Raw genomic sequence first — 11,677 nt, forward strand, 5'->3', positions numbered from 1 at the left:
CATCACTTTATAACAGCATGAGCTGGGCTGCTGCTTGGAATCTGTCTTCAGTGCGCTGAGGATTCTGCTTCATGAACAGCTCTAAGGCGTTCCATCCGTATTGAGCCGCTTCTATAGAAGATGCAGGCTTATATTTCAGAATCCGTGCTGTCTCTTGCTCATAGCTCGGGAGATCTAGCCCTGCCTCCTTCTCCTTGAAGCTGGCTCTCAAGGCAAGCCGCATAAACAGCTGCACAGTCGGCACCGCTCGGTCGGAAGAATCTACTTCCAGTCGGGCGGTGTCTGGTTCGTGTTCTGACGTTCGATTCAGGTATGCTTGTTCAGATGCCGCTGTCCTCTCCCGCATTTCTCGGTCAACCTCCTTCTGCTCCTGCAGCCAGGAGTAGAGCTGCCTGCGGACGGACAGCGGAGCAAGCAGCAGCCCTATTCTTGCAGAAGGAGACAGCTGAACCAGCACAGCAGATGGCTCCTTCACCTCTGGCAGCCAGGCACCGAAACCAGCCCATGCCCCCAGCCGGATGAATGCTTCAGCCTGCTTCCCCATCCAGCGTGCATCCTCCATTGCCACAGATCGGTCAGGATCGCCGCTGCGCAGCTGCCCTCTGCCGGCAGCATCCGAGCAGAGCGCCTGCAGATAGATGCCGATCTCTGCCGCCATGTCCTGATGTGTATGCCAAGGTTCAAGCAGCCTTGCAGCAACGCGCCGTTCCCCAAGCTGAGCCAGCAGGATGGCTTCTGCCCAGGGCATTTTACTAAAGGCTTCTTGCAGCCAGCATTTCTGTTTCAATACCCATACAGATTGCTGCATATCAAGCATTTGCTGGAGAACAACCTGCTGCGCCTTCTCTGTAAGTCCCCTTTTTCCAATCCAACGTTCTACCTGAGCGAGCTCACCGCTGCATACAGCGAGCGGAATCCAGCGCTGCCACGCCGGCACATAATCAGGGTTCGCCTCCACAGCTTTTTCATAAGCTTCACAAGCATGCTTTCCCTCACCCTTGCGTTCATAGACGACTCCTGTCAGATATGAGGAACGATACGTACCTGCTCCTGATACGGAGGTATACTCCCTGCTACGACTGATGTTAGTCAGTACACCCAGCGCCTCATCGTCCCTCCCCAGATCCATAAGCAGAACCGCCTTCAGCTCCTGTAAATCGGCAAACCCTGGATACCTGGATACCCCTTCTTCCACCTTCTCTACCGCTTGATGCAGCTCTCCCTTTTCCCGTAAAGCAAATATCGTCTTAAGAAATACATCGGAGGCATATCCGGCCTCTGTCGGCAACTCATCCAGAAGCGGCTCCAGTATGCGTACCGCAGCATCATAATCACCCAGCTGAAAATATTCTGTACCCAGAGCATAGAGCAATATTCTGTTATCCGGCTCCTGCATTAAAGCCTCTTTAATAAGCTGAAAATTCCGTTCGCTTTTATTTTTCCGTTTAACGATGTGATCAAGGTACCCGTAATTCAGGAGCTGCAGCCCCGAGGCTCTAAGCGTACTTGCTCCCAGTGCGAGTATAGAAGTGGCCGCTTCTTCATGAATCCGCCCTTTGAACCTGATTCTCGCATCATTCCGGAAGATTCGGCAGGCACTGTCCGTTACAGAATCCTCTCCAGAACGACCAAGCAGACTCTTGATCTCCACCTCAAATCCATATACCCCATCACTTGCTTCAAGCAATGAAAACAGCCGGCTCTGCTGTCCTTCGACCCATTGTTCATCCGCATCCATAATCAAAACCCAGGGCTGTGCCGCATGTCGAAGTGATTCATTCCGAGCTGCAGCAAAATCGGATTGCCATTCCATATGGACAACCGTTGCTCCATACGCTCTAGCGATATCAACACTCCGGTCGGTGGACCCGGTATCGACGATGATCATTTCGGAGACGACGCTCGACACCGAAGCCAGACACTGCTCCAGAAACAGCGCCTCATCACGAACAATCATACATAAGGAAATCGGTAATCTGTTATTCATGCCCATCACTCCATGGCAATGTAAGCCGAAGTCGCTGGATGATCCGCCAGTCCTTGCCTCGATGCTCCTGCTCACGCTGAAGGGTGCTCATATGGGCCAAATGGTGGTCAGCTGCGCTGATCATCGTATGCAGCAGCATATTGACGCCGGACATAGAAGTGAATTCTCCTTCTTGCAAGCCTTGCTCAACCGTTTCAATCCAGCCTTCTAGAACCGATGAGAACAGCTCCTGCCTCTTGGCATTCATTGCTGCCTGACATAGGCTCGCGAATGAGTTCCAGAGCTGCGGGATTTCCTCCCGAGTGGCGGCGGCAGCTGCACCTTGTTCGGCTCTGCCGCCCAGTGCTTCCGACAAGGACAGTTTATTCTGAAGCAGCCGAATGGCCGGATCTTGATACAGCTCATCCTTACTCCGTCTGTCCATGCTCCAGCTCATAAGCTCAGACAGAGAAGAGGAGGACGGCATATGGGCTTTGCGCCGCAATCGGCCAGCCTGCTTCCATTCGCCTGCCTTCCACATCGCCTCCACCCGATGGACTCGAATCTGCTTACGCGCATGCGGAGGGCTCTCGCGTTCCAGCTGATGCAGCATTTGGATTACAGACGAATAGCAGCCGCATTCCTTCAAAATATGAATCACTTTCCATGTGCTCTCCGGTGTCGAGAAGGAAAACCGCGCCTGAAGCAGTTCCGGAATATGCTCTTCTTGAAGCGCAGCCTGCATAATCCGAAATATTCGATAGAGCGGCGGAGTTAGGCTGGGCTTGCAGCGAATGGCCTTCACATAACAGTCAACTGCCTCATCCAGTGCCTCCCGCTTCTCTGCATTTAATCCCAGCAGGTAATACGTTTGATAGGTGCCGATTCCCTCTTCTGTATGATATAGATCCGGCGCCGGGCCCAGACGCAGCGCTTCCCTGAGCGCAGCTTCCGCCTGCTTCTCCCTGCCAAATGCCTCCTCGGTCAACGCTCGGCAGTGCAATAAGTCAGTATAATTCGGATACAGCTGCAGCCCCTTCGCAATCCGTGCTTCCGCTTCCTCCCACCTGCCGAGCGCCTGCAGACATCGAACTTCATATTTCAGCACCAGATGGGCATAGCTGGCCTTTATCGGATCAAGACCCTCCCAGGCCCTGCGAAAAGAGCTTAATGCTTCCTCCAGCTGGCCGATCCGGAGCCATTCAACCCCCATGTTATAGCGATGAAAAGGATTGTCCGGATCCTCACGAATCACCTGCTGAAGAAGCCTTGTATTTCGGCTGACCTTGTCTTTCTCCAGCACAATCTCTTCACTGTAGCCATAATGATGAATGATCATGTCTGTCATATGAAAATGCGCCTGCGGGTTGTGATTCACAATGGATTCCGCGATCTGCTCATGAATACGTCCAGCAAAGCGATGCTCCGGGTGATTGCGAAACATCCGCAGTACAGGATTAATGGTGACGCCGCCCGATCCGTTGCCGGTATAATTGTGAATTTGCAGGAAAAATCCATCTACTCCCTCCTGTGCAGCCCATAGCGGGAGCTCTTCCCTCGCCCTGTCATCCAGCATTTCATCGGCATCCAGAAACAGAATCCAATCTCCTGTTGCAGCCTCAAGCCCCCTGTTACGGGCAGCTGCAAAGTCATCACACCATTCGAACGGAATTACAGCAGCACCTTGCTGCCTCGCAAGCTGTACCGTTAGATCGGTGGAGCCCGTGTCGACCACGATGACCTCATCAACCGCCCCTCGTACACTGTTCAAACAAGAAGGTAAGCTCCGTTCTTCGTTCTTCACGATCATACATAAAGAGATTCGGCCACTAGACATGCTCATTCCTCCGCTCCCGTCCGGATCGCTGCGTCTGCCATCCCAGATCCATCAATTGAAGAGTAGAATCGCTCAGTTTCTGAGCATGACTCTGAAGCTGGGAAGCCCCTCGCAGCTGCCCTGCTGAATTCAGTGTCTGGATCGCTGTGTTGCGGGCCAGCTGCAAGTAACTCGCTGCTGCACCGGCACGGGATGGTTGATGCTGGGGATTCAGCTGAATCGCTCTATCGAACAATGCCGCTGATTTGGCATACAGCTTCTGATCGTACATTAATTCAGCAAGCTCAAATGCCCCATCGGCATCCAGCTGGTCTTGAGCCAGCAGCTCCAGATACTGGTCTGCCGCACTCCAGCGGTAACCAGAGCGATATAGAATACCTGCGCTTTGTCTTGTCGTGATAAGTCCGGCCGCTTTCATTTGTAGAACAAGCTTCTTCCAGCCGCATTCTGCTGCCCGTTCACACAAGCGGACGGCTAGAGCGGACAGAGCGGCTTCATTGGCTCTAGCTTCCTTTGAAGCCGCTCCTCCTTCATCCGTTGCAGGATTCGCAGCACCTGGATCCGCTCCATCTTCGCTGCTCTGCAGCCCGTAGTGAAACAATCGAGCTTCCATCTGAAGATACACTCTTGATTGTTCGCCAAGTACCGTCACAAGAGCATCCGGCAATCTGGCCCCTATCCGCCATTCGGATAAGCTCCAATCAATTACTGCCATATCCAATATCGTCGCCTCTGCCTCTGTGTCTGCTTCTCTTTCCCCTTCAGTTCTGATCATGGCTGTATCTTTGGCTTCCTCGCGAGCAGCCGATTGTGCTTGCTGCAGCAAGCGGATCTGCTGCTGTGCACGTCCGGCTGCCCACGGGTAACGTTCAGTCTGCATGAGGCATAAACGTACCCAAGCCTCATCACTTGCTTGAATCCGGTCCTCCGGCAGAACGGACAACGCAGCTTCATATGCCCCGCACAAGCTCAAGGCATAGGCTGCTTTGTACAGCAATATTGAATCCGTCGGTGTCATGAGCTGTAGTAAGCGCTGAGCAATGGTTGCGTCTTTCTCCCCTTGAAGCTGCAGAAGATCTGCAAGGCCAATCGCGGCAGGTATGTAGCCAGGACACTCCTCAAGACTGGCAGAATATCGCTCTTCGGCCCGTGCCCAGCGCCCTTTATGCTTATCTATATCTGCCATATGTACCTGTGGCACATAGCTGTTCATTCCCGCATCCGTTACATAGGAACCGGCAGGCTTCACCTCTAGCGCCGCCTGAAAAGACGCATAGGCAAGATCCATCATGCCTTGTGACCTTTCAATCATTCCCAGCACAACATGCAGCTCTGCATAATCGGAATAATGCAGCAGCTCCGTCAATAACAGAGCTCTCCCCTTATCATACAGCTCCAGTGCATGCAGCAGCTTGGCAAGATCACGGACCAGTGTCGCACGGTAAGGTGCAGATACTGGACAATCCTGCAGTGACACCTCAAAGGCTTCCTTCGCCTGCTCCCACATGCCAAGCTGACAGCAGGTAACCCCAAGATTGTAGAAATGGAACGTATCCTTTGGATCGAGTTCTAACGCTTTTTGAATGAGGCCAAGGTTACGCCGAGCGGTTTGTTTCTCCTGTATAACTGCAGGCAGATAGCCATAATGCTGCACACGAATCAGACTTTTGCCGATACGAGCTTTTAATCCTCCTTCTTGCCTCATGTTGTCATTACGAACAAGCTGTTCATGAATGATTCCTTTATAATAAAAACCGCATCGATTACGAAACAGTCGCTCTGCCTCATAGAACGTTCGATCCTCAGGCTGCAATCCCGTCCAATTTTCCAATTGTATCGTACAGACGTCAGCAGATGTCTCCTGCAAAAAAGCCTTGATCTCATTCTGACCATCCGTCAACTCTTCATCTGCATCCAGCACTAGAATCCAGTCCGTCCCTGCCAGTGATATCCCTTCATTCCGTGCCTTTGCGAAGTCATCCTGCCAGGTGCTGCATACGACAGCTGCTCCGAACTGCTTGGCGATCTCCACAGATCTGTCTGTAGACCCGGTATCCACAACAACAATCTCATCCGCGATGGGCTGAATGGATGCAAGACAATTCGCAAGACGTGCTTCCTCGTTACGTATAATCATGTGAACACCCAGTGTAGGCTGTTTCAACTTGTCTTTCCTCCTTTACACGCAAAAAAAGGTACAGGCTCTTTCGTGCATAGAGATTCCCTGTACCTATATGAAATAAGGCTGTCTTATGTTCCTTGTCCGTTGAAAAACACATCAATTGTCGTTGCAGCACCCGGTGTACTCGAACGATATGCAAGCCGTGTGTATTTGAGGAAACGCTGAGGCACAAGCACGTCTACCGACCCTGCAGTAATACCGGTAACCGTGTCTACATCGGCAAACCAGTTCGTTCCGTTGGCGCTGATCTCTACCCTTGCATCCACGCTGTTTGCAGGGCCTGCATTATATACGAAGAAGGAGTACGTTCCGAATACACTGGTGCTTACCGGACCCAGCGGGGTGAACGTATCTGCTGTAGGAATGCCGAGCACCTGCGTTTCTGTGAAGCTTTTTTGTGAAATGGAGGTGACGCTGCTAAGTGTACCGGCGGTGATGGTCGCCCCGAGGAGGCTGTTGATCGTTCCTGCGGTGATCGTTGCTCCGAGTATGCTTGTGATTGTTCCTGCGGTGATCGTTGCTCCCAGTACGCTCGTTAAGGTCCCATCCAGCAGGTTCGTCAGGGTTCCCGCCGTGATCGTCGTGCCTAGCACACTTGTGATCGTTCCCGCTGTAATCGTCGCTCCAAGCACGCTCGTTAACGTCCCATCCAGCAGGTTCGTCAGGGTTCCCGCCGTGATCGTAGCTCCGAGCACACTCGTCAATGTTCCGTCCAGCAAGTTCGTCAGCGTTCCCGCCGTAATTGTCGTGCCTAGCACGCTCGTGATTGTCCCGGCGGTGATTGTCGCTCCGAGCACACTCGTCAATGTTCCATCCAGCAGGTTCGTCAGCGTTCCCGCCGTAATTGTCGTGCCTAGCACACTTGTGATCGTTCCGGCGGTAATCGTTGCTCCAAGTACACTCGTCAACGTTCCATCCAGCAAGTTCGTCAGCGTTCCCGCCGTAATTGTCGTGCCTAGCACACTCGTGATCGTCCCTGCTGTGATTGTCGCTCCGAGTACACTCGTCAACGTTCCATCCAACAGGTTCGTCAGCGTTCCCGCCGTAATTGTCGTGCCTAGCACACTCGTGATCGTTCCGGCGGTGATCGTCGCTCCAAGCACACTCGTCAGCGTTCCATCCAGCAAGTTCGTCAGCGTTCCCGCTGTAATGGTCGCTCCCATCACATTCGAGATGGTTCCATCCAGTAAGTTCGTTAAGGTTCCCGCCGTGATCGTCGCTCCAAGTACACTCGTTAATGTTCCATCCAACAGGTTCGTCAGCGTTCCCGCTGTGATCGTCGTACCCAGTACGCTTGTGATCGTACCCGCTGTAATCGTCGCTCCAAGCACACTCGTCAACGTTCCATCCAGCAGGTTCGTTAGGGTTCCTGCGGTGATCGTTGTTCCCAGTACACTTGTGATCGTTCCGGCGGTAATCGTCGCTCCGAGTACGCTTGTAATGGTCCCATCCAACAGGTTCGTTAGTGTACCCGCAGTAATTGTCGTGCCCAGTACACTTGTGATCGTACCCGCTGTAATCGTCGCTCCGAGTACGCTCGTAATGGTCCCGGCTGTAATGGTAGCTCCCATCACATTCGAGATGGTTCCATCCAGCAGGCTTGTGAGCGTCCCGGCAGTGATCGTCACATTCGATATGCCTGGCATATTACTGATGGTTCCGTCCAATATAACGCCAATCAGGTTGCCGCTTGTATCTGTTCTGACCGGATGGCTGACATTTGCATCATCAGTTCCGTAAATTAAACTCCTTAAATTATCCGGATTCAAGTTAAAGGTTGAAAAGTTAGGCATTTCTCACATCGCACCTCCTTATCGCTTAACCAAGGGTTCACACATATAAAGTGCTACCGTACTGTATGCAAGCAGAGGGACACGCGGTAACGGCACAAGCCGGGAAATGATGCCTAAGCTTTTTATAATTGAGAGTCACGGTCACGGATCAGATGGCTATGTTGAAGCAGGAAAAAGATGGTCCTGGGCGAAATAGACTGCTATTCAGCTTCTTACTAAGGAGGACAACTATAACATGGATCCAAAGAAAATTTTTTTGATTGAACTGCACGAAATCAACTTGTATACCCATCAGAGGATAACATGATGTGGGATGAGTTTAAGTTGAGTACAGAAGAAGTGAATGCTTTGAAAAACTATAATTTTGATGATGCAGCCTTATCCGCTATAGAAAAAACAGTCAGAGACAGTATTATGGGCGCATTCTTCCGTGCTTTTGCCTTGTTGGACGCCGTAGGAGATCCCGAAATTGTTGAAGGGGAGCAGCCTTGGCTGGGATTGACATTTCGAGAACGGAAGTCGGGTGAGGAGGATGTTCACGAGGAATTTTTGCACGATGAGTTTTATGCGGTTTATTGGGATTGGCTGGAACAGAAAAATAAAGATAAATGATTCAGGTAACTTACAATGCTTATTTCTCCTGCGCAATATAGAGAGACAACCCAAACCCGTCCGCCAGGCTTCGCATATATATAATTCAAGGTAGTCGTGAACGGCAGCTGCTAACAAATTAAATCTTCATAATGCAAGGGAGGAGGATCCTATGACGAATTACTCTGTATTCAATACAGCCAACAAGCCCATTTATGTACAGCAGACCAATACTTATGTGTCGCCTGCTATTGAATCAATGCCTGATCTCAGCGCAGCCTCTGCCGGCAGGCTGTTTACCCTGACCACAGGAAATGTCAGCGCAGGTGGCGGCGCAAATCTGCTGCTGCAAGTCGTTAACCCGGCAGCAAGCTCCCGCACACTGTATCTATCCCAGATCATCGGAGGCAGTACAGCCGCCGCTTCACTTATTGTGTACAATGGCGGGATACTTACCGGAGGAACCACGCCTGTTCCGGTTAACAACAACTTCGGAAGCAGTGTGACCAGTGCAGTGACAACACAGCAGGTAACAGGAACCGTAACCGGCTCGCCGGTCACTCTGATGAATATTCCTCTTACTGCTGGAGCATACAATATTCAGCTGCGCGGGTCTGTTATCATTCCTCCCGGACGTTCAGTAACCATTAGCATCGGCCCTGGATCGCTTACCGGCTCCATCAACCTGACTTGGTGGGAGGTCTGAGTATGAATACATTCGTAAAGGAGGGATCTGCGTGCCAAACGACCATATCTTCGGATCTGTGAACAAACCCCTTGCGGATCGTAACGTGAATACCTATCAAGCCCCTGCGATTGGCGCCCCTCCCGAATCCAGTGCAGGCCGAGCAGGAGCCCTATTCACTGCGGGAGCCACAAACTCTACTTCATTGGGACTGCTTGGCGGTAGTGTTATTATCACTGTTCAAATTACGAATCCTGCGGGCAGCGGAAGAAACGTTTATATTTCCCGAATAACCGGAGGTATCAATGTCGCTCTTAACCTCCTCTCCTCCTTCACCGGGACGTTGGCTATTGTACGCAATGGAACCCTTGGAAGCCCGGCTCTGCTGACTCCAGTGAACACGAATTTCGCTAGCAGCAGTACCTCTCTGATGACAGCGAGGTCTTCTAACGCTGCGTCTACAGGCGGAACACCGGTTCTGTCCATGCCGCTCGCTGCAGGTCCCTTCAGCTTCGATGAAATCGGTCGCTTCATTGTGCCGCCTGGCCAGTCCTACACCTTAACAGTCAGCGGTTCTCTATCTGTAGCCGGCCTGCTCGCTTCTACAGCCAATGTGATGTGGTGGGAAGCTTAATCTCTACTGTATTGCTGCTTGCTTCATTTCTGTGCTCTCCTTCTGCATGATGGTCTGGTTCGTGACCATGTACAGACCATTTCCCAGCCCGATAACCAGTGCAAGTCCAGTGATCATCCATGAAGAGCTGCTGCTTGGAACAAGCCCCAGCCCGGCAATGCCGAGACCCATTCCCATCGCGCCTGTACCCAGGCCAAACCAGTATTCATCAAAGAGCCCCCTGCACGAGAGGGCCGTGAGGGGGCTTAAGAGGTCTAATACATATAGCTTTAACCGAGCACAACCCGGTCATCTGACAGCTTCGTTCCGCTGATTCGCTCAAACTCCTGAAGCAGCTCCGGTACAGTTAATGTCTTCTTGCGCTCGGCATTGACGTCAAGAATAATCCGGCCTTTATCCATCATAATAAGCCGGTTGCCAAGCCTTATAGCCTGCTCCATGTTATGGGTAACCATCAGTGTGGTCAGATTCATCTCACGGACGAGCGTTTCGGTAATATTCGTAATCAGCTCTGCTCTTGACGGATCGAGCGCGGCCGTATGCTCATCCAGCAGCAGAATTTCCGGCTCCGTAAACGTTGCCATAAGCAGGCTGAGCGCCTGACGCTCACCCCCGGACAGCAAGCCGACTTTTGCTCTAACTCGATGCTCAAGACCGATTCCAAGCTTCTCCAGCTGTTCTCGGAACAGTGCCCGCGTCTTCTGGTTGATGCCAAAGGATAAGCCGCGAGATTTCCCGCGCCGGTAGGCCATCGCCAAATTTTCCTCAATCGTCATCATTGGCGCGGTTCCTGCCATGGGGTCCTGAAACACCCGGCCGATCCACCGACTTCGCTTATATTCAGGCAGCTGGCTGATCGTTTGATTCCGAATCTGCACTTCACCTGCATCCGGCTTCATTACACCCGATATAATATTCATCAAAGTCGATTTGCCTGCGCCATTACTGCCGATGACTGTTACAAAATCCCCTTCATTCAAGGTTAGATGGGCATCCATAAGCGCAATCTTCTCATCCACGGTACCTGGATTAAACAGCTTGGATACGTGATTGATATGCAGCATTACAGGTCACCTCCCATCGATTTACTACCCGTGCCGGACAGCAGCTCTGTCGTTCTCCGCCGCGCCATGTTCTTCTGACGAATACTGCGTTGTACAGAAGGAATCAGAAGCGCCAGAATAACGATGACAGCCGTAATAATCTTCAAATCCGAGGTCTCAAATCCAGGGACTCGAAGCGCGATCATAACGACGATACGATAAACAACGGCGCCGATGATAACGGACAGTGTCGCGAGGAAGATGCTCCGCTTGCCCACGATCGCTTCTCCGATAATAACCGATGCGAGTCCAACGACAATCATCCCAATCCCCATGCTAATATCCGCAAACCCTTGATACTGTGCCAGGAACGCACCGGATAGAGCCACCAGCCCGTTAGACAGACTGATACCTACCAGCTTGGTTGTATCGGTATTGGCTCCAAAGCTGCGAATCATTCGCTCATTGTCTCCTGTTGCGCGGAGAGCGAGACCCAGATCTGTTTTGAAGAATACATCAAGCAGCACTTTAACAACAAACGCTACAATGAACATGAACAGCAGAACAGACATGCTGGAGAAAATATTGTCCACACCAAGCAGAGACAGATTCGGTGCACCCAGAATCCTCATATTGATCGAATGCAGGGCAATCATCATCAATATACCAGACAACAGACCATTAATTTTGCCTTTCGTATGCAAGAGACCTGTACATGCTCCGGCGATCAGCCCCCCTCCAAAGGCTGCAAGTGTCGCAAGCCAAGGTGAGAAGTCGTTCGTAATCATAATTGCAGCAATTGCCGCACCAGTCGTAAAGCTCTGATCCACCGTAAGATCTGGGAAATCAAGGATTCGGAACGTAATGTATACACCGAGAGCCATTAATGCATACAAGAGTCCCAGTTCAATGGCTCCAGGAGTCGATTTCAGCAGACTAAGCATCG

Annotated in this window: 10 protein-coding genes; 3 read left to right on the forward strand and 7 right to left on the reverse strand. The window is 51.6% G+C overall.

Going from position 1 to position 11,677, the window contains the following annotated elements; all coding sequences use genetic code 11:
* Positions 1-7: 7 nt before the first annotated feature.
* The 4 genes from ACFSVM_RS23525 to ACFSVM_RS23540 all read right to left on the reverse strand — a co-directional run bounded on the left by ACFSVM_RS23525 (position 8) and on the right by ACFSVM_RS23540 (position 7,778).
* On the reverse strand, positions 8-1,987 hold the full coding sequence (locus ACFSVM_RS23525; RefSeq protein WP_379264910.1) for a glycosyltransferase: 1,980 nt from the start codon (positions 1,985-1,987) through the stop codon (positions 8-10).
* The gene (locus ACFSVM_RS23530) at positions 1,980-3,803 is read right to left on the reverse strand and encodes a glycosyltransferase (protein WP_379264912.1); all 1,824 of its coding nucleotides are present in this window, start codon (positions 3,801-3,803) and stop codon (positions 1,980-1,982) included. The genes ACFSVM_RS23525 and ACFSVM_RS23530 overlap by 8 nt, the downstream gene beginning before the upstream one ends.
* Positions 3,796-5,967 (reverse strand): glycosyltransferase, encoded by a 2,172-nt coding sequence (locus ACFSVM_RS23535; RefSeq protein WP_379264914.1) that lies wholly within the window; start codon positions 5,965-5,967, stop codon positions 3,796-3,798. The genes ACFSVM_RS23530 and ACFSVM_RS23535 overlap by 8 nt, the downstream gene beginning before the upstream one ends.
* A gap of 86 nt (positions 5,968-6,053) precedes the next feature.
* A complete protein-coding gene (locus ACFSVM_RS23540; protein ID WP_379264916.1) occupies positions 6,054-7,778 on the reverse strand; it encodes a DUF6385 domain-containing protein in 1,725 nt (574 codons plus the stop codon).
* 324 nt (positions 7,779-8,102) lie between these two features.
* Here ACFSVM_RS23540 and ACFSVM_RS23545 point away from each other — a divergent pair, with 324 nt between their 5' ends.
* The 3 genes from ACFSVM_RS23545 to ACFSVM_RS23555 all read left to right on the forward strand — a co-directional run bounded on the left by ACFSVM_RS23545 (position 8,103) and on the right by ACFSVM_RS23555 (position 9,688).
* Positions 8,103-8,390 (forward strand): hypothetical protein, encoded by a 288-nt coding sequence (locus tag ACFSVM_RS23545; RefSeq protein ID WP_379264918.1) that lies wholly within the window; start codon positions 8,103-8,105, stop codon positions 8,388-8,390.
* Between the two features lie 151 nt (positions 8,391-8,541).
* Positions 8,542-9,075 (forward strand): hypothetical protein, encoded by a 534-nt coding sequence (locus ACFSVM_RS23550; protein WP_379264920.1) that lies wholly within the window; start codon positions 8,542-8,544, stop codon positions 9,073-9,075.
* A 31-nt stretch (positions 9,076-9,106) separates the two neighbouring features.
* The gene (locus tag ACFSVM_RS23555; RefSeq protein ID WP_379264922.1) at positions 9,107-9,688 is read left to right on the forward strand and encodes a hypothetical protein; all 582 of its coding nucleotides are present in this window, start codon (positions 9,107-9,109) and stop codon (positions 9,686-9,688) included.
* A gap of 3 nt (positions 9,689-9,691) precedes the next feature.
* On the opposite strand, the gene ACFSVM_RS23560 is transcribed toward ACFSVM_RS23555, so the two are convergent.
* From ACFSVM_RS23560 to ACFSVM_RS23570, 3 genes are all read right to left on the reverse strand, one after another.
* Positions 9,692-9,865, reverse strand: coding sequence for a hypothetical protein (locus ACFSVM_RS23560; protein WP_379264924.1), 174 nt, complete (start codon positions 9,863-9,865; stop codon positions 9,692-9,694).
* A 92-nt stretch (positions 9,866-9,957) separates the two neighbouring features.
* A complete protein-coding gene (locus ACFSVM_RS23565) occupies positions 9,958-10,752 on the reverse strand; it encodes an ABC transporter ATP-binding protein (protein WP_379264926.1) in 795 nt (264 codons plus the stop codon).
* The gene (locus tag ACFSVM_RS23570) at positions 10,752-11,675 is read right to left on the reverse strand and encodes an ABC transporter permease (RefSeq protein WP_090725090.1); all 924 of its coding nucleotides are present in this window, start codon (positions 11,673-11,675) and stop codon (positions 10,752-10,754) included. The genes ACFSVM_RS23565 and ACFSVM_RS23570 overlap by 1 nt, the downstream gene beginning before the upstream one ends.
* Positions 11,676-11,677: the final 2 nt, after the last annotated feature.

Origin of the sequence: Paenibacillus shunpengii (assembly GCF_042684905.1) — a bacterium.
Lineage (GTDB): Bacteria > Bacillota > Bacilli > Paenibacillales > Paenibacillaceae > Paenibacillus > Paenibacillus shunpengii.